Origin of the sequence: Streptomyces sp. NPDC057950 (assembly GCF_042887295.1) — a bacterium.
In the GTDB taxonomy this organism is placed as follows: domain Bacteria; phylum Actinomycetota; class Actinomycetes; order Streptomycetales; family Streptomycetaceae; genus Streptomyces; species Streptomyces kaempferi.
The window spans coordinates 225406-246810 of record NZ_JBHVPP010000008.1 but is presented as its reverse complement, the minus strand read 5'-3'; the positions used below and the strand labels follow the sequence as shown (position 1 = coordinate 246810).

The window sequence follows — 21405 nt, the reverse complement described above, 5'->3', positions numbered from 1 at the left end:
CCAAGCCCAGGTACCGAGGACTCGCTAGCCTGGAGTGGCAAGGGGGTGGCCAGGCCGACAGCCCGAGGAGGCTGACGTGGCTGAAGCGACTACCGAAACCGGAGCGACGGAGGGGCCCCGCCCCGGTCCCGGTGCGCCCGGCCCCCGCGGCACCGACACACCCCCCTACCTGCCGATCGCCGAACACGGCCTGATCGGCGACCTGCGCAGCGCGGCCCTGGTCGGCACGAACGGCACCATCGACTGGTACTGCTGCGCACGCTTCGACGCGCCCAGCGTCTTCGCCTCGATCCTCGACGCGGAGCGGGGCGGCTCCTTCGAACTGGCCGCGGACGTCCCCGCCCGCACGAAACAGTTCTACTTCCCCGACACCAACGTGCTCATCACCCGCTTCTTCGCGGAGGACGGGGTCGGTGAGATCCAGGACTTCATGCCGGTCGTCGACGACTCGCGCGAGGCCGACCGGCACCGGCTGATCCGCCGCGTGGTGTGCGTGCGCGGAACGCTGCCCTTCCGTGCGCGCGTCGCTCCCCGCTTCGATTACGGTTGCGAGCCGCACACCGTGCACACCTACGACGGCCAGGCGGTCTTCGAGTCGGCCTCCCTCCATCTCGCGCTGACCTCCACGGTGCCCATCGAGGTCGACGGCCCGGACGTGTGGTCGCTGTTCAAACTCCACGAGGGCGAGTCCGCCGTGTTCACCATCGACCGCATCGGCGGTGAGGTGGCACCGCGTTTCTGCGCCGTGGCCGAGGCGGAGAGGGAGTTCAACGCGACCGTGCGCTACTGGCGGCACTGGCTGTCCCAGTCGCGCTACCGCGGCCGCTGGCGGGAGATGGTGCACCGCTCCGCCCTCACCCTGAAACTGCTCACCTACGCGCCGACCGGCGCCATCATCGCCGCGCCGACCACCAGCCTGCCCGAGCAGATAGGCGGCGAACGCAACTGGGACTACCGCTACGTGTGGGTCCGCGACGCCGCGTTCTGTGTCTACGCGCTGCTCAGGCTCGGATTCATCGACGAGGCCGAGGCATTCATGGGTTTCCTCACCGAGAACGTCGGGCTCGAATCGGTGAGCGCGTCCCAGGCCGAGGGACCCCTGCAGATCATGTACGGCATCGACGGCCGCCGCGATCTGTCCGAGCGTGAGCTGCCGCATCTCGAGGGCTACCGCGGATCGGCCCCCGTACGCGTCGGCAACGCCGCCGTCGGTCAGCTGCAACTGGACATATACGGGGCACTGCTCGACTCGTTCTACCTCTACGACAAGTGGGGCAAGCCCATCTCCAGCGGGCACTGGGACAGCATCTGCGAACTCGTCGACTGGGTGTGCGACAACTGGGACCAGCCCGACGAGGGGGTGTGGGAGACCCGCGGCGGACGCAAGCCGTTCCTGTACTCGCGGCTGATGTGCTGGGTCGCGATCGAACGGGCGATACGGCTGGCCCGGCACCGCGGCCTGCCCGCCGACATCGTGCGCTGGGGCGGGGCACGGGACGCGATCTACCGGCGGATCATGAGCCACGGCTGGTCCGTCGAACGCCGGGCCTTCGTCCAGTACGAGAACAGCTCCATCCTCGACGCGTCGCTGCTGATGATGCCGCTGGCGAAGTTCATCTCCCCGACCGACCCGAAGTGGCTCGCCACCCTGGACGCGCTGGGCGAGGACCTGGTCTCCGACTCTCTGGTCTACCGCTACGACCCGCAGGCCAGCCCCGACGGCCTCCAGGGCGAGGAGGGCACGTTCTCGATCTGCTCGTTCTGGTACGTCGAGGCGCTCACCCGCGCGGGCCGGCTGGACGAGGCCCGGCTCGCGTTCGAGAAGATGCTCACCTACGCCAACCACCTCGGCCTGTACGCGGAGGAGATCGGCCACACGGGTGAACAGCAGGGCAACTTCCCCCAGGCGTTCACCCACCTCGCCCTGATCAGCGCGGCCTTCAACCTCGACCGCAGACTCGGTTAGAAGGATCGTTTTCCCCGGCGCGGGGGACCGCCACCCACCTCCCTCTGCGGTACGGAAGGTGACACGCGCCCGCGGCTCCCCCCCACCGAGGGCGCGAACGGGTGGATACGACCGCATGTCGCCGGCCGTTGCGATTACTTAGAGTCATATACGGTGACGGGCGTCGCGCCGCCGGACACCGGTGCGCGGCCTGTCCGGTTTTCCAGCCGTCCGGAAGGAATGAGCGTGAACGCTCGCTTCGGCATGGGCCGGGGGAAGACGCTCGCGGTCGCCGCACTGGCCGCCCTCGTCGCCTCGGTCCTCCCAGGATCCGCATCCGCTGCCGCGGGCACGGGCCGGGACCACTCGGAACACTGGGGTGTGATCACCCGCAACACGATCGGCTCGCCCGTCGCCGCGCTGCGCGACGGCCCGTTCGGCTCGTTCGGCGTCCAGGGATCCGCCGCCAGGCCGCCCTACGGAAAGGGAAGCCTGGGAATCGAGGTGGCGGACCAGAGCGAGAAGGTCGACTTCGGCAACGAGGTCGACTTCTTCGGCGATCCGGTGCTGGGCCTGACCAAGGTCGGCTTCCATGTCTTCCAGACCGGCGAGAACGTCGGCGCGGGAGGCGCGGAGAACATGCCGAACATCAGGTTCGAGATCGACCCGAACGTGAGCGCGCATGCGGGCGACAACTACTCCGCCCTGGTGTGGGTGCCGGACGCGGCGCCGGTGACGGACCGCTGGAGCCCGTACATCGACGCCACCTCGAACGGCTACTGGTACCTCTCGGGCAACGAGACCGCTTGCAACCAGGCCGCCGAGTGCACGTTCGCGCAGCTGAAGGCCTCGCTCGACGACGGCGGCGACAAGCCGACCATCCACAGCGCGGCGGTGGGCAAGGGCCGCGACCACATGTGGATCGGAGCCGTCGACGGTCTGCGCATCAACGGGACCGTCTACGACTTCGAGGCCGACGGGGTCAGGGCCCGCCGCGCCGTCTGACCCACCCCGGCCGGGCGGGGGACCGGCCGCGCAGGTGGCCGGGTCCCGCGCGGGCGCCGGGCGTCACCCGTTCGCGTGAAACCGCCCGCGCCGCCGGACCCCGGTCCCGGCAACCGCTCCACGCGCCCCCGGCCACCGGCCGGTGGCCGGGGACGCATGGAGCCGGTGCGCCGGTGCACCGGTCCGCCGGCCGGTGCGGCAAGCGCGGAGCCGGGCCTGTGCGGGCCTCTCACCGTGAACCCGGGAGCCCGTCGATCATCAGGCCGATGGTGAAGTCGAAACGGTCGTGGACGGTCCCGGCGGTGAGCTCGGCGGCGTAGCGCTTGGTCCGGGGGAAGGTGTCGGGCAGCGCGGCGAACCGGCGCAGCAGTTCGTCGCGGCTGACGACCCAGCCGTCGTCACCGCGGCCGATCCGGCTGTTCGCCAGGGAGACCTCGAGGCTGTAGGCGTTGACGTAGAGCGACAGCGAGTCCAGCGCCCAGGCGGCGGTCTGCGGGTCGATGCCCCCGGCGAGCAGGATGGCGAGCATGCCCTCGCCGACACGCAGCGTGTCCAGATTGGACGGAGCGGCGGCGAAGGCCGCCCGCGAGATGCCCGGATACCGCAGATACTGGTCGCGCAGCTGGGTGCAGACACCGGCGATCTGCTGCCGCCAGGCGGCGGGGTCCGGCTCGGGCAGGTCGATCCCGGCGCACAGACGGCCGATGAGCAGCTCGTCCAGGTCCTCCTTGTTGACCACGTGGGCGTAGAGCGACGACGGCCCCGTCTCCAGCGCGGCGGCCACCCGCCGCATCGTCAGGGCGTCGTACCCCTCCGCTTCCACGATGGCGAACGCGGTGCTGATGATGGCGTCGACCGTGATCGGCTTCTTGCGCCCGCCGGACGGTCCACGCCGGGCCGCGGGCGCGCTCGAACCGGTGCCGAGCTGGTGCCGGGCCGCGCGCCGTTGCTCCGGAGTCGGTGACATACGGGCAGTGTAACCAATCGGCGAACAGTGTTCCGCGCCACCAGGAACGCTGTTCGTATTGTTCAGAACGCCGATCCAATGTAGAACAGTGTTCGTGTCCATTGACCAGCGCTCGTCCGAGGCGCCTCCCACCAGCACACCGCCGTCGCGCACCGCATGGCTCGTCCTGACCGTCGTGGTCATGGCCGACGTCATGGATCTGATCGACTCCAGCATCGCCACCCTCGCCGGCCCGTCCATCCACGCCGACCTCGGCGGCGGCCAGTCCACCGTCCAGTGGGTGCTGAGCGCCTACACCGCGGCCTTCGCGCTCGGCCTGGCCACCTCGGGACGGCTCGGGGACCTGCTCGGGCGCCGACGGCTCTTCCTGCTCGGCATGGCCGGTTTCACCCTGACCTCGCTGGCCTGCGGGCTCGCACCCGACCCGGTCTTCCTGATAGTCGCCCGCACCCTGCAGGGCCTGTGCGGGTCGGTGATGATCCCGCAGGGGCTGGCCCTGGTGAAGGTCGTCTTCCCGCCGCAGCACCTGCGCAGGGCGCTGACCCCGATCGGCCCGCTGATGGGCCTGACCATGGTGGGCGGGCCCGTCCTGGCCGGCTGGCTGCTCCACCTGAATCTGTTCGGCAGCCAGTGGCGCTCCATCTTCCTGGTCAACGTGCCGCTCGGCGTCGTCGCCACCGTGCTCGCCCGGCGGGTCCTGCCCCACCACGGCGGGGAGGACCCGGCCGCCCGCCTCGACGTCACCGGCGTCGGCCTGCTCACCGCGGCCTCGGCCCTGCTCATCGTCCCGCTCATCCAGGGACGCGACCTCGGCTGGCCCGCCTGGACCTACGTCATGATGGCCGCCTCGGCCGTCCTGCTCACCCTGTTCGTCGTCTCCCAACGGCACAGCCGGCACCCGGTCATCACACCGTCGCTGTTCCGCAGGCGCAGCTTCGTCGTCGGCCTGGTGATCGTGGCCGGGTTCTACGCGTCACTGAGCGCGTTCGTCCTCGTCATCAACCTGCTGCTGCAGCAGGGCATGCACTGGACCCCGCTGCACACCGGTCTCACGCTGATCCCCTGGGCCCTCGGCACGGCCGTCGCCGTCCTGCTCGCGGGCGCCGTGCTCGCCGAGAAACTGGGACGCGCGAGCCTGTACCTGGGGCTGGCCATCGCCGTCATCGGCCTGCTGGCCCTGTGGTGGTCCCTCGACCTCTTCGGCACCGGCATCACTGTCTGGAAGCTGGCGCCCGCGCTGCTGCTGACCGGCTTCGGCTCCGGGCTGGTGTTCGTCCCGCTGGTCGACTTCATCATCGGCGACGCCACCGCCGAGGAGGTCGGCACCGGCGCGGGCCTGCTCAACGCCGTCCAGCAGTTCGCCGGCGCCATCGGCGTCGCCGCCCTCGGCACGGTGTTCTTCGCCCGCGCCGGGCACCCGTCCCCGTCGTCCTGCCTCGCCGCCGCGGAACTGGTCCTCGCCATCGCCGCGGGCCTGAACCTCCTGACGCTGCTGCTGGTGGGCCTGCTGCCCCAGCACGCCCAGCGGGCGCACGGCCAGGCCTGAGCTTCGGCGTCCCACCGCTGACACCGCCGCAGGCAACCCCTGAGGACGGCGACGACCCCCAGGGGCGGCGGACACGGCCTTGAGGACGGCGGCACTCCATTGAAGGGCGGCGGACCAGCCCCAGCCCCTGCGGGGGCGGCGGACAGTCCCTCGACTCGAAGGGGGGCGGGCAACCTCACATCCCGTTCTGTGACCCACGCCCTGTCGCCGTCACAACGGCCGCCCTTACGTTTGACTGCCACGCGCCTGCCCCCTCCCGGCGCCACGAGGCCCGCGACCTGGCCGGGCACGGGCACGGCGGGCACATGCGAAGGACGGTCACCTTGCCCAGCGAACTCTCACCCGTCATCAGCGCCTCCGCGCGCTGGCTGCTGTCGGCGTTCCCGCCGGCGGCCGGCTCGCTGAACCACGCCCTGGCCGAGGCCCAGGCGCAGCACGCGGTCACCATCGCCGCCGCGCTGCGCTACCCCACCCCGCTGGACGCCGAACTGCTCAGCCTGCTGGGCCCCGGAGGCTCGGGCCGCCTGGACTACGTGACCGGCGCCGACGTGCACGCGCCGGCCGGAGCCGAATACCTCTGGCGCACCTGGGTCGACGAGACTGTCGTCAGCTGGGCGGCCTGCCTGCTGGCCGACGCCGATCTCGCCGCCGTGGCGACGGCCTGCCTGGCCGCCACCCACCACGGCACCGGCGGCATCGGCAGCGCACGCAGGCTCACCGTGCCCAGCCCCCGCGACCACCGGGCGGCGCCCCTGCTGCGTCACCCGGATCTCCTCGACCCGATCGCCGACCTCCACCGCGAGACCCTGCTCGGCCTGCTGGCCGCCAGCCCGGCGGCCGGCGCACCCGGCCCGAGGTGACCCCCGCCGCCGCGCCAGCCGCGGTCAGGGTGCCTCGAAGAGGCCGGGGAAGCGGGGAGCGAGCCAGGGCCTGCGCCCCCAGACGGTGATGCCGCCCCGCCCGATGGCGCTCCACTGGCCACGGCGGCCGAGCGCCATCAGCAGGAAGGTGACCGGCTCCGTCAGGATGGTGCAGTCCGGCCGGGCCGGCGGCTGCGGATCGACCTGTACGGCCCCGTCGGCCACCGTCACACCGAACCGGGTGCCGCCCCGCAGCCGGATCGTGTAGCGGGCGCTCAGCCCGGCCGCACGGGCGGTGTCGGTCACCCGCGGCATGGCGGTGAGCAGGAACGGCACGGTCAGCTCGACCCGGGCGCGGTCGATCATGTGCGGACGCCCCAGCGCGCGGGCGAGGTCGTATCCATGGCCCAGCATGTGGGTCAGCAGGTAGGACCCCAGCACGTCGGCGCCCATCGGGCCCAGCGGGGTGAGGAGGATTCCCCGCGCGGCACCCGCGTCCCACGCCTTCAGGTACGCCTCGGCCTGCGCCTCGATCATCGCGGCCAGCGGCTGCGCCCTCCGCTCGCCGAACGCGGCGAGCGCCCGTTCGTTGGCCGCGGCGAGACTCTGCGGCGTCCCGTCCCCGTACCCGCGTACCTGTCCTGCCGCGAGCTGTGCCATCAGTTCGTTGGCCTGCGCCAGATGCGCCGCCGCCTCCCCGACGCTCCACCGCGACCCGGGTACCGGGAGATCCATGTCCGTGTCCCGGCGCAGCAGTGCGGCGATCTCCCGGGCGGTTGCGCGGATGGCCGCGTCCAGCCCCTCGGGCAGCGTGTCCCGTACGTCCTGCCCGGCCACCGACTCCACGCCGCTCCCACCTCAGGTCCCGCCTCCGCGCCGGACGCGCGGCAGCCCGGCGAGCCGGCAGGCGGACGCCTGCCGGTCAACCGGGGTACAGAACACCAGGTGAAGCGGCCCGCGACAAGACCCTGGGCACAGCCGTCAAGATCAGTTCCACAGGGGGTAGGAGACCGTCTGCCCGTATCCGGCGGGCTTGCTGTCGGTGTAGGAGAGCCTCAGCCGGGTGTACTGCGAGATCTGGGGGTTCTTCTTCCATGCCTGCGGGCGGTCGAGCCGTACGGTGACGGGGTATTCGCGGAAGGTCCCCGCTGCGCAGTACGGCTTGCAGTCGTTGACCGCGTTGACGCCCGTGGCCACCGCGGAGTTGGCGTCCCAGCTCGACCACCGCAGCGAGGTGAGACGGCTGTTGCCGTCACCGCAGGCGAGCACGAAGTTCCCGGGCTCCACCTGGGGATGCCAGAAGCAGTCGACGAGGACGGGCTGCGTCGGCACCTGGGGCTGCATCGACTCCTGCGCGAGGGTGTGCGCGGAGCGCGGCGACGCCACAGGAGCGGCGTCCGCCGCTCCCATGACCGTGGCCAGCGATACCGCGGCACAGAACGTGAGTGCCGCCCTGACGGTGAGTTTTCGCATGTCCGCTCCCGGCCGCCATTCTCCTTGGACTCATCTGGCCCCCACGTCCGTCCGGCCCGCCGGGCCCCGCCCGCAACGGCGGACGACGACCGGCTGCCTTCCCACGCGGAGGATGCCTCCTCCCACCGACGCTACGACCCAGCCGGGAGATCCACCACTCGCACGGAGCAGCACCACTTGTGGAACGGTCCGCACGGTCCGCCCCGCGCACCGGGCCCCGTCGCGAACCCCGCCACGGCACCGCGAGGCATCCCGCCACGGCCACGGCGGGATGATGGCCGGCATGCGCATCCGTATCGACGCCGTCGACCTGCCGGGCCGCACCTGCCCGGCCCCCGCCGACGCCGTGTTCCCCGTGTACCGCGACATCCATGTCGCCGTGCAACGCCGTGACCGTCCCGCCGAACTCCTCGACCCGCAGCCCGGTGACGCCCGGTCCGCGACATGGACCCTGCCGTGCACGGCGACCGTCTCGCCGGCCGGCACCGACGTCCAAGGCCCCTACGTACAGGACCGCCTGGGCCGCCGGTTCGTCTACCTGTCCTGGGGCACCGTCGACGAGGCGGGCGTCTTCACGATGTTCCGCCGCGCCAAGCTGATGCTCGACGCAGTGCCCCCGCGGGTGCTCGCCGACGCGGCGCGCGAAGGCCTCCTCGTCGGACACCTCGGCCTCAGCGACGCGCACGGCAACCCCTTGTGCGCACGTGTCGAACCTCCGCACATCACCTGGACCGCCGGCCCTGCCCGACCCGTCGGCCGGAACAGGCACATGAGGGTCCCCGGCGCCACGTCCGCATGAGGGCGCCGCCGCGGCGGCGAAGGGCACCGGCCCGCCCATGACGGTGGGTGCCGATGTGTCCGGCACGGACCTGAAGGTGTTCTTCGGCGCGGACCGGGCCGCGCGGGTACGGCTGCGCATGCCGTCGCGTCAGTCGGTGACCGGGGTCTTCTGCTCCGGGGCGGCCTGCTGCGCGGAGTCGTCGCCCGCACCGGTCCCGGCCGCCGTGTAGTACACCGAGGTGCCCTGCTTGCTGCGCTGGGCGCGTCCCTTGGCGACCAGTCCCTCCACCGTGGTGCGCACGACCGTGGCCTTGACACCGCGCTCGGGGTGGGTCTCGGAGAGCGTGGAGGTGATCTCCGCGGCGGACCGCGGCTCGGACTGCCGGCTCAGGTGGTCGTGGATGAGCTCGACCAGGGTGGGCTTGCCCGCGGCCGCCGGTGCAGGCGTCTTCGCGGCGGCCTTCGTCCCCGCGCTCCCGGGAGTTGCCTTGACGGCCTTGACGGGCTTGACGGTCCCGGTGGCCTTGACGGTCCCGGTGGCCTTGACGGTCCCGGAGGCCTTGGCAGGCTTGGCGGCAGCGGCCTTGTGCTGCTGCTTGACGGGCTTGGACTTGGGTGCGGCGGAAGCCTGCCGGGGCACCGAGGCCACCGTCACGGCGGCCTCGGCCGCCTTCGCACCGGCCGCGCCGGGGGCCTCGTCACCCAGCGTCCGCCGCAGGTTGACCAGCAGGGCCTGATCGCGCCGCAGTGCCTCCAACAGCTCCTGGAGAGCTGTCACCTCGGCGCTGATACGTTCCTGTTCCTTGGTGTTGCGCTCAAGGTCCGCGGTGAGCTGGGCCGAGTACTGCGACTGGAGTTCGGTGGTCTCCGAGTGGACTTGGGACATGACAGTTCCTTCTTCCGGGATGTCTGAATCGGTCCTGAGGGCGGATGGTACCTGCATCATCTGGCCATGATCCTGTGCGTGTTCGGGCTCGCGCGCACCGGCCGACTCCCAAGGATGCCGTGCTCGGGGCCCACATGACAGCAGGGAAGGCCACCTGTGAGTGGCACCACCAGCGCGTATCGAGGGTGTCTCATTCCCCTCATCAGCACGAGACATCCCCGGGGAGACAACCCCGCGCGGACCATGGCCGATACCGACCGCAGTGATGTGCGGCAGGCGCACACACCAACTCCCCTCCGGGCCGGGGCCGCTGAGATCGGCCACGTCGTAGGAGGCACAGTCCCAGACAACGGGGCGCGGCACCGGGGAGAACAGCGGAACTCACCCGAACGGCACCCCGTCGGTGGACCCTCTCGTTGATGGGACTCGCCGCGGGCACCCACCACCTGCCCAACCCCACCCGCTACGCGGCGGGCTGAAAACCAGCGCCCCACACCTGCCGCAATGTGTCGCAGACCTCACCCACCGTGGCTCCGGAGGCAAGTGCCCCCTTCATCGGGGGGAGGACGTTGTCAGGGCCCTCCGCCGCCTTGCGCACCGCGATGAGCGCGTCGTCGACCCGGTCGGCACACCGCCAGGCGCGCAGTTTGGCCAGCCGCTCGGTCTGCCGCTGCTCGGCGACGGGGTCGAGGCGGACCACCTCGTCCAACCCGTCCCCGTCGAGACGGCGGTGAGGGTGGGCGGCGCGCCCGATCTCGTCCTTCTGGAAGCCATGACCGAGGGCGGCGACCGCGCCACCCAGTTCCCCCACCCGCAGCGTCAGCTCCAGCGCCGCGGCCTCCAGAGCGTCGACCGTCCGCGCCGCGGCCCGACTGCCCGCGAACGGGCGCACGGTGGGGGCGGGCCCGTACAGCCGGCCGCCGAGCACCGCGGCCAGGCCCCGCACCGCCCTGCGCACCGGTATGCGCGACGCGGGGACGCGCGCACCGAACTGCTCGCCCAGCACCCGCGACCAGACGCGCCGGGCCGCACGCAGGGTGGCGAGCTCCTCCAGGAGCGTGGCCCGCGCGCCGAAGAGGAACGACAGCCGCGGCGCGAGGTCGTCCACATCCATCCCGTACGCGACCGCCGTCCGCAGGTACTCGACACCCTCGGCCAGGGTGAAGGCGATCTCCTGCGCGGGCGTGGCACCCGCCTCCGCCAGGGCGCGCCCCGAGATCGCGAGCGTGTTCCACCCGGGCAACTGCGCACGGCAGTAGGCGAAGAGGTCCGCCGCCAGCCGCAGGGACGGCTCCGGCGGGAAGACGTGCCTGCCCCGGACGACGTACTCCGCCAGCACGTCGTGGTGGACCGTGCCGGTCAACCGGTCGGCGCGCAGGCCCTGTTCCTCGGCGACCAACTGGTACAGCAGCACAAGCACGGCCGCCGGCGCGCCGACGGCCATCGACGTCGACACCCGCTCCAGGGGGATCCCGGTGAACAGCACCCGCATGTCGTCGAGGGAGTCGACCGCCACCCCCGCCCGGCCCACCTCACCGCTCGCGAGGGCGGCGTCCGAGTCGAGACCCAACTGCGTGGGCAGGTCGAAGACGACCGACAGCTCCGTCGTGCCGTGCGCGACCGACCGCCGGTAGTAGGCGTTGGACTCGCCCGCGGTGGCGAGACCGGCGGACCGGTGCGTGGTCCAGGGGCAGACGGTGAACATCGATGATCGTCCCTCCGAAAGGCCCGGCGTACCGCGGGAGCGCCACGGGTGGTCATCGTGGGGGCAGGGGCTAAAGTCCGGGCAGCGCGACCAACACCGCAAGGACCTGCCGAAACCCGCCGACGGTGTGACAGGGACGGCATCCCGGTACTTCCTGCCGTGCAGTCACCGGCCATCGCGCCGGACTCGTGTCGGGCATATGCCTTCCTAGACTGCAGGAACGTGGAGGGAATGCGACCGGGAGGGCGGGCCCATGATGCTCCTGCACCGCGACGACGAACGCGCACGACTCGACAAGGCTCTGCGCGCCTGCAGCGACGGCACCGCTCAACTGGTGCTGGTGGAAGGGGCGCCCGGCTGCGGCAAGACACGGTTCCTGCAGTACGCCGCCGACCTCGCCGCCGACCGCGGACTCACCGTGCTGCACGCCGCCGCCGACCCCGGCGCCCGCCGCGAGGACCACGCGCTGCTGCGCCGCCTCGCCGCCTGCCTCACCGAGGACCTGCGCCGGCCGGCCCCCGCACCCGACGAGACAGCCGCCGGCTTCGCCGCCCTGCTGCGCACCGCCTGCGCGAACGGCCCGGTGCTCCTGTGCGTCGACGACCTGCAGTTCGCCGACCGCGCCTCCCTCGCCGAACTGCTGCGCCTGACCCACACCCTGCACGAAGCCCCCCTCCTGACCGTGCTCGCCCAGTCCCCGTACCACCGTACGGACGGCTTCGGACTGCACACCGAACTCCTGCGCCACCAGGGCTTCGTCCGTATCCCGCTGACCCGCCTGGACGCCCGGGGCGCCGCCGAACTGGCCCGCTTCTGGGGCACCCCGGTGCCCGCGGACGCCGCCGCGCCACTGCACGCGCTCAGCGGCGGCAACCCCCTCCTGGTACGGGCCCTACTGGCCGAGACGGGCACCCCCGCCGGCCGGCCCGAGTGGCCCGAGCCCGAACCCGGCGGCCCCTTCACCGAGGCGTTCGCGACCTGTGTGCAACGCTGCGGCCCCGCCGCCCGCCGGCTGGCCACCGCCCTCGCCGTCCTGGGCGCCCAGGCCGACGTGCGGCGCGCCGCCCGGCTCGCCCGGCTCGGCACCGACGCCGCCGCCCGCGCGTACAGCGCCCTGGACGCCGCGGGCCTCGTCACCGGCGCCCGGCTGCGCCATCCCGCGGCCGAGTCCGCGGTGCTGGGCATGCTCTCCTGCGAACAGCGCCGGTCGACGCACCGCGACGCCGCCCGCGTCCTGCACCACGCGCTGGCCGAACCCGCCCTCGTGGCAGGGCAGTTACTCGCCGCCGGGACGGCCACGCACAACTGGGAGATCCAGGCCCTGCGGGACGCGGCCCGGCAGGAACCGTTCTCGCCCGGCGACCCGGACGGCGCACCGACCTTTCTCCGGCTGGCCCGTTCCGGCTGCCCCGACGAACCCACCCGGCTGCGGATCACCCTGCAACTCGCCGCCCACACCTGGCGCCTGCACCCGGCCGCGGCCCACCACCTCCTCGACGAACCCCAGGCCGCCCTGCGCGCCGGACAACTGCCCTGCGCCGACGCGGGATGGCTGGCCCGGCTGCTGGCCGCCCAGGGCCGCGTCGAGGAGGCCGACGAGGTCCTGGGCCGAGCCGCCGGGGAGGTCCGCCCGGCCCGCGACAGCGTGCCCAGCGAACCCCACGCCCAGTGCCCGGTCACCCACGAGCGCCCCGGCGCACCGGTCACCCGCGCCGCCACGCTGTGGCTGAGCCCGGGTGCGCGCGAGGACGTACCGGCCGCCGAACGGCTGCTGACCGACACCCCGCTGGCCCCGGCCACCTACGAGTCCCTGGTCCGGGCCCTGCGCACCCTGGTCCATCACCGGCCGCAGCGGGCCGTGGCCTGGTGCGGCCGGCTCGCCGAGGAGATCCCCGCCCGCAACGCTCCCGGCTGGCAGGCCGCCTTCGCCACCGCGCACGCCGAGTCCCTGCTGCGGCTCGGCGACCTCGCCGGTGCCCGGCGGGAGGCGACACGTGCCCTCGAGCACCTCGCCGGCCGCGGCGGCCCGTTCCTCCTCGCCCCGCTCGCCCTGCTGGTCCAGGCCCTCACCGAACAGGGCGAGTACGCCACGGCGGTCCTGCACCTGCACCCCACCCTGCCCGGCGAGCCGTACTCCACCGTGCACGCCCTCGCCTTCCTGCGCGCCCGCGGCCGCTACTACCTGGCCACCGGGCGCCCCCAGGCGGCCCTTGAGGAGTTCCTGGAGGCGGGCAGGACCGCGGGCCGCTGGGCGACCGACCAGCCCGAACCGCTGCCCTGGCGCACCGACGCGGCGGAGGCGCTGCTCCTGCTCGGGCGCCCCGGGGAGGCACAGGCCCTGGTCGCCGACCAGCTCGCCCTCCCGGCGGCCGCCGGGGCGCGGGTGCGCGGGGTGACACTGCGGCTCAGCGCGGCCACCGCCGAGCCCCGGCGCCGCGTCGAGCTGCTGGCCGGCGCGGTCGACGAGCTCCGCGACTACGGGGACCGCCTCGAACTCGCCCGTGCCCTGGCCGATCTGGGCAGCGCGCTGCGCCTGAACGGGGAGGGGACCCGGGCGGGGACGATCACCCGGCGGGCCTGGCAACTGGCGGGCGACTGCGGCGCGGTGCCGCTGCGCGAGCGGATACGGCCCGTCGACGGTCCGGAACGTGCCGCGCGTCCCGTCCGCAGCCGGGACACCGCCCGGCTGAGCGGTTCGGAGGAACGGGTGGCGGCGCTCGCCGCCCAGGGGCACACCAACCGGGAGATCGCGGTCAAGCTCTTCGTCAGCCCCAGCACGGTCGAACGCCACCTCACCTGCGTCTACCGCAAGCTCGGCATCGCCCGCCGCCAGGACCTGCCCTCGGACCTGCGCACCCGGACGTTCGAACAGGCCGGTCACTGAAGCGGACCGCACGGGCCCGGTGACGGCACACCCGCCACGCTCCTCGCGCACGGCGGGAGACCTGCGCCGAGCGGGACATCCCGGCCCGCGAAACTCCTGCCGGCCCGCACTCCTGGCGGGCACGCCCCTCGCGGGGGCCGCAGTCGCTCACGGCCGAACTCCTCAGTGGCACCGCGCGGTCCGCGGTGTCTGCCGCAGCACCCCGGCACACCTCGCACGAGGGACCCGGGACGGGGCGGCGGGGCCGTACGGGGGCGGACCGGGCTCATCCTGGGACAGGAGATCCTCGGCGGTCCGCCGCACGCCGTGTCGGGTGCGCGCCGCCTCCACCACGATGCCGCTTTCGGGGGTGCGATGTTCCCGGGTCCCTGGCCGGTGACGGCCAGGGACCCGGCGGGAGCATCCAGCTCGGGGGGCGGGCTGGACCAGGCCGGTCCGGCCGCTCTACTTGATGAACTCCGGGGGCACACGCGGGGGCCAGTGACCCACCGTCAGCATGCCCAGTGAGTGGGCACGGGCGACGAGGGCGGCCCGGTTGGGAGCCTTGAGCTTCCGCAGCATGAGCCCGACGTGGTACTCGACGCCCTGCCGGCTGAGGTAGAGGCGCGCGGCGAGCTGCACGGTGGAGGCGCCGGCGGCGACACCCTCCAGGACCTGCGCGTCGAGCTTGCTCAGCAGCCGCTCCGGGGCGTGCACGGCCGGCTCCTCGGCGGCCGCGGCCTCCTGGTCGGGCCGGACTTGGACAACGATGCCAGCGAGCCCACCCGTGGTGTCGTGGACCGCGATTCCGGTGATCCCGGCGGAGAACACCCGGCCCGAGTCACCGAGGCCGACCATCCGCTCGTCGAAGCGGTTGCACCGCCCCTCCGACAGACGGGTGAAGTGCCGGTCCAGATAGGACGGCGAACTCGGGTGGAGCAGCTCGTACAGGCTGCGGCCGCAGGTGTCGGCCGAGGTACGTCCGAACCGGCGGGAGAAGTCGGGCTCGGCCGCGACGATGCGCCGCTCGGGATTGAGATGGGCGGTGTAGGTGCGTCGGCCGGCCGCCGACACCGAACGGGCGGCGTAGGTGTACCGGTGTCCGGTGTGCGAGGTGGTCGACCGGTCGTTGGTGAGCAGGACATCCGTGATGCTGGTGGTCATGACGAGATACCGGCTTTCTGTATCCAAGTGCGGGACAACGCATGCCTCGTTGCACGGCCGGCTTTCACACAACGCCGGGCGATCGCCGGGAATCCGTGCGCGGCGGTTGGGGCGGGGGATCCTGTCTGCGCCGCCGCCGACGTGCTCGTGATCCCCTCGGCGTGCGGGCAGCCGTTCCGCGATCCCCGTGAGCTCCGCGATCTCCTCGATCGGCTGGATCTCTTCGTTTCCTCCTGAACGGGAAGTGACCTGTCCTACTGCACCACCGGCCGCTTGCGGCTGTGTTGTGTGCGGCATGGGGGATCTCTGTGGCAGCCCTGCGGGACCCTTCGGGGAGCGCGGACGCGGGCCCCGGAGGCCGGTTCTGTGCGCTCGGCCACAGGGGGCGTCGGGCGCCGCGGCCGGGGTTCCGCCGGCGGCCCGCGCGGTCAGCCGTACGAAGGGCCCGCCACGTCCCCTGGGAACAGCCACAGCAGGCGGCGTCGTGACATCGGGCGCCCGCCGATGGCCCGGAATATCAGTCAGGCAGGGCGACGGCACACCGCCGTGGCCGACGCGACACCCGGGCTGAAGCCCTGCAAAGAGCTGCTCGGGAGTCGCTGCTCCTGACCAGCGGGAATCAGACGATCAGGTTCGAGGCTGGTGCGGCTTCCGAGTCGGACGTGAAGGTGACCCTGAGCTGACAGTCCAGTGCCGAGGCGATGCGCTCCAACAGCGCGAGGGTGGGCTGGTCCCGCCCGGATTCGATGCGGGAGATCGCGGCCTGTCCGGTTCCGGCGAGTTCGGCCAGGCGTGCCTGGGACATGCCTCGCTGCTGTCGCCAGAAGCGCACCAGGCCGGCGGTGTCACTCATCGTCCGGCGTCCTGGCTGTAGCGGGGCAGAACCGCGGTGTCGATCTTCCAGTCGCCGACCGTGATGGTCTCCGGGAACGTGTAGTGCTGCCTGTTGTCGTAGATGGCCACGCCGGTACGCCGTGCGGGCGCCCAGTGGTGGACAGCGCTTCCGTCCCGGGGGTCGACGATCAGGTAGTGCGGCACCCCCATGGCCGGATAGTCGCGCAGCTTGCCCTCGTAGTCATTGGTGGGATTGGAACGGGAGACGATCTCGATCACCAGGTGGCAGCGGCGGGGGTCGATCGCGTCGCTGTCAGCGGTGGCCTCTTCTTCATCGACCACGACAAGGTCCGGGACGCGCAGGATGCCGAGTGCGGCGTCTTCCATGTCGGTTTCGAGCATGAGGACCAGGTCCGTACCCAGCTGGGTGCGCAGACGGTGAGCGACCGGCTGATGCTGCTTCTTGGGGCTCATCATCATGAGCAGCTGGCCGTGACTGATCTCCGGCCATGCCGGCGGGTTTGTCGAACGCCTCACGGAACTCACGCAGGTGGTGGTAACTGCTCTGTTCCGTCATGCGTCAACCGTACATGACGGAATCATCATACGCGGGACGGCTCGAGCCCAGCGGCCCCTCTCACGGACCGGCGCCACGCAGGTACGTGGGCGCGCTCAGTTGGCGCAGGGCGCCAGGCGCCACACCCCGGGCCGTACCTCCGACCAGCCCGCGGGCCGGTGCCCCTGGCCCTGCACCCGGTCGAGCCACCGCTGAGCGTAGGACTCCAGGCGCGGGTCGCGCAGGGTCGTCGCCAGGCCCAGGCAGTCGGCGAAGTGCGCCTCGGCCGTGTCCGCCCCGACGTTCTCCAGGGCCAGCAGGCCCAGTACCCGGTGTGCCTCGTAGCGGCCCCGGGGGTCGTCGGCCACCGCGTCGAGCGCGGGGGACAGCAGCGCCGCGGCCTCCTCCAGGCCGCCCGCGTCCAACTGCAGGTCGGCCAGGCCGACCAGGGCCCGGCCGCGTTCGGTGGCCGCCGCCGCCGCGTCGGCCGTCAGCAGCGCCCGCTCGTAGAACTCACCGGCCGCCGTGAGCTGCCGCCGCTGCCAGGCCAGGTCGCCCAGCGACCGCAGCAGCCGGGCCTCGGCGCCGAGGTCCTCCTGTTGGCGTGCCGCCTCCAGCGCCAGGGCGTGACATGCCTCCCAGGTGTCCCAGGCCGCCCGGGCCTCCAGGAAGCCGGTCATGGCGTCGGCGAGTTCCACCGTCTGCGCCCACAGACCGGCCGCGTGACACCGGCGTACGACGTCCACCAGCCCGTCCTGCCGCCTGCTGAACAGCTCCAGCGGATGTGTCCCGCACCTTTCGGCGTGGCCGTCGGCCTCGCGCAGCTGCCCGGTGAACTCCTGCGCCAGCCGGGCGGTGGCCGCCCGCGCCTCCGCGGCCGGGCTCTGCGAGGCCAGGCACTCCAGGGCCAGCAGCCGCCACAGCGGATGCATCCGGTGGTGCGTGCCGTGCTCCGGGCCACCCGCCACCCGGCGCAGCAGCTGGGCCTTGACCAGAGAGTTCAGCAGCTCACCGGTCTTGGCCACGTCCTCCCCGAGGACCGCGGCGGCGGTCCGGGTGTCGAAGGGGCCCACGGGCACGAGCCCCAGCAGACGGAAGGCGCGCCGCAGTACCGGCTCCGTCTCCTCGTAGCAGGAGCGCAGCCGGTCGTGGAAGCCCGGCGCCGCGGCGCTCAGCTCCGCCAGCCGCCGCTGTTCACCGCGCAGCCGGGCGGCCAGCATCTCCGGGCCCCAGTTGGGGCGCGACGCCAGCCGTGCCGCCGCCGCCCGCAGCGCCAGCGGCAGCCCCTCGCACAGTGCGGCGATCTCACGGACCGGTGTCTCGCCGCCGTGCTGCGGGATCAGGCGGCCGGCCGCCGCGGTGAACAGCCGGCGGGCCTCGTCCTGGGGGAGCACGTCGAGTTCCAGCACCCGGTCGGTCAGTCCCTCCGGCACACGCCGGCACGTGATCAGCGCGGTGCTGCCCGCCGTGGCCGGCAGCACCGCCCGTATGTGGTCGGGGGATTCGGCGCCGTCCAGGATCAGCAGGATCCGCCGGTCCTCGGTCAGCCGGTCCAGGACGCGGCGCAGCCCGGCCACGCCGGTGGGCAGCGGTCCGTCCACCCCGAGCCGCTGCAGCAGACGGGTCAGCAGGTCCGTCGGGTCGGCCTGCCGCGGAGCGCCCACTTCGAGGAAGACCCGGCCGTCGGGGAAGAGGTCGCCCAGCTCATGGCCGGCCGCGACGGCGAGCGCGGTCTTGCCGATGCCGGCCGGCCCGGCGACCGCCGCGCAGCCGCCGGCCGGGATGTCGCGCAACAGGGCGCCCAGCCGGTCCAGTTCGTCGGAGCGGCCGACGAACACCGGGTCGCGCGGGGGCAGCCGGTTCGGTGTCCGGCCGGGCAGCGGGACCTGCCCGGGACGGCCCGTGTCCGGTGTCGTCCCGGGCCCGGTGTCCTGCGGCGCGCTCTCCTCGGACGCGCGGGGGAGCGGGGCCGGGTGCAGCAGTTCCGTGTCGCCCGACAGGATCCGCTGGTGGAGCAGCTGGAGCGGCTGCCCCGGCTCGATGGCCAGTTCCGCGACGAGGGTCTGGCGCAGCTGCGCGAAGATCCGTAACGCCTCCGCCTGCCGCCCGGCCCGGTACAGGGCCGTCATCAGCAGCATGTGGAACTCCTCGCGCATCGGCATCTCGGCCACGGCGGAGTGGAGTTCACCGATCAGCCGCTGATGGTGACCGAGCCGCAGCTCGGCACGCATGCGCTGCTCCAGGGCGGCGGCCCGCACCTCGGCCAGCCGCACCGCGGTCCGGGCCAGCAGCGCGCCGTGCGGGGTGTCGGAGGCCAGCGGCGCACGCCACAGCTGCAGCGCGCGACGCTGCAGATCCGCCGCGGCGGCGTGGTCGCCGCGCAGCAGCGCCTTCTGGCCGTTGTGGTGCAGTTCCTCGAACACCGTCAGATCGAGCTGCGCGGGATCCAGGTGCAGCGCGTACCCGGGCGGGCGGGTGACCAGTGCGTCCCGGCCGTACTCAGGGTCGGCGGTGTGCAGCAGCTTGCGCAGCTGCGAGACGTAGACCTGAAGGGTGGTCGTCGCGGTGCGCGGCGGGTGCTCGCCCCACAGCTCGTCGATGAGACTGTCCACCGAGACGATCTCGTTGGCCCTGACCAGCAGGGTCGCGAGCACCGCACGGATCTTCGCCGCCCGGGGCCGGACCGGTTCGGCCGCCGCGGACGAGGTGATCTCCAAAGGACCCAGAATCCGAAAACGCATGCTCCCACCCTCTTCTCCCCGTCGCACCGGCCGGCGGGACCGGACGGCCGACGCGCGCCGGAGCCGCTCGTCGCCCGCTCGCTCCGCGGAAACCCGACGACAGACCGTGCTGCCCCAATGTAGGCGTCGGCCACACCCCAAAATCGGACAGGCGTACCCCTGAATTGTGTGAAGGGGCGGTGCATCGCAAGCGGCGCTTTAGCCCGTGATCTCACGATGAGCGTGCTCGGCGGCAGAGGGGCGTCCTGTGCCCCGCTTCGTATGCGCCATGAGGGGGCTGACGTTGACCGCTGCATTCACCACCTTCACCCAGCTGATGCGGGAACGGGTCGCCGCGCTCGGCGACGCGGACGCCCAGGTGTTCCTGCGGGACGTCAGCGAAGCCGAACACCTCACCTACTCCACTCTCGACCGCCGCGCCCGCGCCCTGGCGGTACGGCTGCACGAACTCGGCTCCCAGGGCCGGCCCGTGCTGCTCCTGTACCCCCCCGGCCCCGAATTCCTCGTCGCCTTCGTGGGATGCCTGTACGCCGGCGCGATCGCCGTGCCCGCCCCGCTGCCCGGCGACCGGGGCGAGCGGCTGCAGCGGGTCTCCGGCATCCTCCGGGACACCGCGGCCACGCTGGTGCTGACCGACTCCGAGCACGCGGCGGACACCTCCCTGTGGCTGGCCGTGACCGGCCGAGGAGAAACGGTTTGCCTGGCGACCGACCTCGACGACACCACGGCCGCCGACGCCTGGCGCGCTCCCCGCGTCGGCCCCGACGACATCGCCTTCCTGCAGTACACCTCCGGCTCGACCAGCAAACCGCGCGGCGTCATGGTCAGCCACCGCAACCTGATGGCCAACCAGGAGGCGCTGCAGCACCTCATGGGCACCACCGCCGCCGACCGCTTCGCCAACTGGCTGCCGCACTACCACGACATGGGCCTCATCGCCCATGTGCTGCACCCCCTGTGGCTGGGCACCCAGAGCGTCCAGCTGTCCCCGGTCTCCTTCATCAAACGGCCCGTCAGCTGGCTGCGCGCGATCGGCGACTACGGCCTGACCGTGAGCGGCGGCCCGAACTTCTGCTACGACCTGTGCACCCGCCGCGTCACCGACGCCCACCTCGCCGAACTCGACCTCTCCAGCTGGCGCCTGGCCCTGTGCGGCGCCGAACCCGTACGGGCCCAGACCCTCGACGCCTTCGCCCGCCGCTTCGCCTCGGCCGGCCTGCGCGCCGCGAGCCTCTACCCCGGCTACGGGCTCGCCGAGGCCACCCTGGTCGTCTCCGGCGGCCGGCCGAACGTCCCGGCCCGCCGGCTGACCGTGGACGCGGCCGCCCTGGAAAGGGACGAGCTGCGTGCCCCGGCCGAGGGCGCGGCCGCCCGCACGCTGGTCGGCTCGGGACAGGCGCACGACTTCGACCTGCGGGTCGTCGACCCGCTGGCGGGCGTGGAACTGCCCCCCGGGCGCGTCGGCGAGATCTGGCTGCGCGGCGACAGCGTCGCCCAGGGCTACTGGCGCCAGCCACTGGAGACCGACGAGACCTTCCACGCCACACTCCAGGACGCCCCCGAGGACACCGCCGGCGCCTTCCTGCGCACCGGTGACCTGGGCGCCGTGGACGACGGCGAGCTCTACATCACCGGGCGTTTGAAGGAAGTCATCATCCTCAACGGGCGCAACATCTACCCTCAGGACGTGGAGTGGGCGATCCGGGAGACCGGCCCCGCCCTCGCGGCCGGTCACGGCGCGGTGTTCACCGTCGGAGCGGACCGGGAGCAGCTCGTAGTGATCCACGAGGCACGCCTTCCCCGCGCGGACACCGACCGCCTGCGAGAACTGGCCTGCGGTATCCAGACACTCGTCGGACAGGACTTCGACGTCCCCGCCGGCAACGTCGTCCTCGTCCGTCCCGGCACCGTGCGCCGCACCACCAGCGGCAAGATCCAGCGCACCCTGATGCGCTCCCTGTTCCTGCGCGGCGAGATCACCCCGCTGCACGACGTCCTGGACCCTGCCGTGCGCGCCCTGATCACACCGTCCGCGGTGCCCAGCGCCGAGAGCGCCCCCACCATGGTCCGGAGCAGCTAG

The 21405-nt window shown here is 72.8% G+C and carries 16 protein-coding genes; 7 read left to right on the top strand and 9 right to left on the bottom strand.

Annotated elements, in window-relative coordinates:
* The first annotated feature begins 76 nt into the window (after positions 1-76).
* Positions 77-1966 carry a glycoside hydrolase family 15 protein gene (locus tag ACFVTC_RS16085; RefSeq protein ID WP_390127289.1) on the top strand — a complete coding sequence of 630 codons (1890 nt, stop codon included), beginning with the start codon at positions 77-79 and terminating at the stop codon, positions 1964-1966.
* Positions 1967-2191: 225 nt separating this feature from the next.
* Positions 2192-2950 carry a hypothetical protein gene (locus ACFVTC_RS16080; protein ID WP_390127287.1) on the top strand — a complete coding sequence of 253 codons (759 nt, stop codon included), beginning with the start codon at positions 2192-2194 and terminating at the stop codon, positions 2948-2950.
* 229 nt (positions 2951-3179) lie between these two features.
* Here the strand turns inward: ACFVTC_RS16080 and ACFVTC_RS16075 are convergent, their stop codons facing one another.
* A complete protein-coding gene (locus ACFVTC_RS16075; protein ID WP_390127285.1) occupies positions 3180-3917 on the bottom strand; it encodes a TetR/AcrR family transcriptional regulator in 738 nt (245 codons plus the stop codon).
* 94 nt (positions 3918-4011) lie between these two features.
* On the opposite strand from ACFVTC_RS16075, the gene ACFVTC_RS16070 reads away from it, so the two are divergent.
* Both ACFVTC_RS16070 and ACFVTC_RS16065 read left to right on the top strand, forming a co-directional pair.
* A complete protein-coding gene (locus ACFVTC_RS16070) occupies positions 4012-5463 on the top strand; it encodes a DHA2 family efflux MFS transporter permease subunit (protein WP_390127283.1) in 1452 nt (483 codons plus the stop codon).
* A 323-nt stretch (positions 5464-5786) separates the two neighbouring features.
* On the top strand, positions 5787-6323 hold the full coding sequence (locus tag ACFVTC_RS16065; RefSeq protein WP_390127281.1) for a hypothetical protein: 537 nt from the start codon (positions 5787-5789) through the stop codon (positions 6321-6323).
* A gap of 24 nt (positions 6324-6347) precedes the next feature.
* Here the strand turns inward: ACFVTC_RS16065 and ACFVTC_RS16060 are convergent, their stop codons facing one another.
* Together ACFVTC_RS16060 and ACFVTC_RS16055 are read right to left on the bottom strand one after the other, a co-directional pair.
* Positions 6348-7169: a maleylpyruvate isomerase family mycothiol-dependent enzyme gene (locus tag ACFVTC_RS16060; RefSeq protein ID WP_390127279.1), complete on the bottom strand. Its 822-nt coding sequence runs from the start codon at positions 7167-7169 to the stop codon at positions 6348-6350.
* A gap of 141 nt (positions 7170-7310) precedes the next feature.
* Positions 7311-7796: a hypothetical protein gene (locus tag ACFVTC_RS16055; protein WP_390127277.1), complete on the bottom strand. Its 486-nt coding sequence runs from the start codon at positions 7794-7796 to the stop codon at positions 7311-7313.
* 283 nt (positions 7797-8079) lie between these two features.
* Between ACFVTC_RS16055 and ACFVTC_RS16050 the strand changes: the two genes are divergently transcribed.
* A complete protein-coding gene (locus tag ACFVTC_RS16050; protein ID WP_390127275.1) occupies positions 8080-8595 on the top strand; it encodes a DUF5990 family protein in 516 nt (171 codons plus the stop codon).
* Positions 8596-8724: 129 nt separating this feature from the next.
* Here the strand turns inward: ACFVTC_RS16050 and ACFVTC_RS16045 are convergent, their stop codons facing one another.
* Both ACFVTC_RS16045 and ACFVTC_RS16040 read right to left on the bottom strand, forming a co-directional pair.
* Complete coding sequence (locus ACFVTC_RS16045) at positions 8725-9462, bottom strand: hypothetical protein (RefSeq protein ID WP_390127274.1); 738 nt, start codon at positions 9460-9462, stop codon at positions 8725-8727.
* A 463-nt stretch (positions 9463-9925) separates the two neighbouring features.
* Positions 9926-11269 (bottom strand): methylmalonyl-CoA mutase family protein, encoded by a 1344-nt coding sequence (locus ACFVTC_RS16040; protein WP_390127272.1) that lies wholly within the window; start codon positions 11267-11269, stop codon positions 9926-9928.
* 151 nt (positions 11270-11420) lie between these two features.
* On the opposite strand from ACFVTC_RS16040, the gene ACFVTC_RS16035 reads away from it, so the two are divergent.
* Positions 11421-14051, top strand: a complete 2631-nt coding sequence (locus tag ACFVTC_RS16035; protein ID WP_390127271.1) for an AAA family ATPase — start codon at positions 11421-11423, stop codon at positions 14049-14051.
* 444 nt (positions 14052-14495) lie between these two features.
* Here ACFVTC_RS16035 and ACFVTC_RS16030 read toward each other — a convergent pair whose 3' ends face one another.
* From ACFVTC_RS16030 to ACFVTC_RS16015, 4 genes are all read right to left on the bottom strand, one after another.
* Positions 14496-15194, bottom strand: a complete 699-nt coding sequence (locus tag ACFVTC_RS16030) for a LuxR C-terminal-related transcriptional regulator (protein WP_390127269.1) — start codon at positions 15192-15194, stop codon at positions 14496-14498.
* Between the two features lie 619 nt (positions 15195-15813).
* Complete coding sequence (locus tag ACFVTC_RS16025; protein WP_390127267.1) at positions 15814-16047, bottom strand: helix-turn-helix domain-containing protein; 234 nt, start codon at positions 16045-16047, stop codon at positions 15814-15816.
* Entirely contained in the window at positions 16044-16565 is a 522-nt protein-coding gene (locus ACFVTC_RS16020; RefSeq protein ID WP_390127265.1) for a Uma2 family endonuclease, read from the bottom strand. The genes ACFVTC_RS16025 and ACFVTC_RS16020 overlap by 4 nt, the downstream gene beginning before the upstream one ends.
* A gap of 135 nt (positions 16566-16700) precedes the next feature.
* Positions 16701-19325 carry a BTAD domain-containing putative transcriptional regulator gene (locus ACFVTC_RS16015; protein ID WP_390127263.1) on the bottom strand — a complete coding sequence of 875 codons (2625 nt, stop codon included), beginning with the start codon at positions 19323-19325 and terminating at the stop codon, positions 16701-16703.
* 283 nt (positions 19326-19608) lie between these two features.
* On the opposite strand from ACFVTC_RS16015, the gene ACFVTC_RS16010 reads away from it, so the two are divergent.
* A complete protein-coding gene (locus tag ACFVTC_RS16010; RefSeq protein WP_390127261.1) occupies positions 19609-21405 on the top strand; it encodes a fatty acyl-AMP ligase in 1797 nt (598 codons plus the stop codon).

What these genes read in the sequence shown, in the direction of transcription:
- ACFVTC_RS16075 (WP_390127285.1), bottom strand. Translation starts at nt 3,917, where the DNA reads ATGTCACCGACTCCGGAGCAACGGCGCGCGGCCCGGCACCAGCTCGGC.
- ACFVTC_RS16055 (WP_390127277.1), bottom strand. Translation starts at nt 7,796, where the DNA reads ATGCGAAAACTCACCGTCAGGGCGGCACTCACGTTCTGTGCCGCGGTA.
- ACFVTC_RS16050 (WP_390127275.1), top strand. Translation starts at nt 8,080, where the DNA reads ATGCGCATCCGTATCGACGCCGTCGACCTGCCGGGCCGCACCTGCCCG.
- ACFVTC_RS16045 (WP_390127274.1), bottom strand. Translation starts at nt 9,462, where the DNA reads ATGTCCCAAGTCCACTCGGAGACCACCGAACTCCAGTCGCAGTACTCG.
- ACFVTC_RS16035 (WP_390127271.1), top strand. Translation starts at nt 11,421, where the DNA reads ATGATGCTCCTGCACCGCGACGACGAACGCGCACGACTCGACAAGGCT.
- ACFVTC_RS16030 (WP_390127269.1), bottom strand. Translation starts at nt 15,194, where the DNA reads ATGACCACCAGCATCACGGATGTCCTGCTCACCAACGACCGGTCGACC.
- ACFVTC_RS16025 (WP_390127267.1), bottom strand. Translation starts at nt 16,047, where the DNA reads ATGAGTGACACCGCCGGCCTGGTGCGCTTCTGGCGACAGCAGCGAGGC.
- ACFVTC_RS16015 (WP_390127263.1), bottom strand. Translation starts at nt 19,325, where the DNA reads ATGCGTTTTCGGATTCTGGGTCCTTTGGAGATCACCTCGTCCGCGGCG.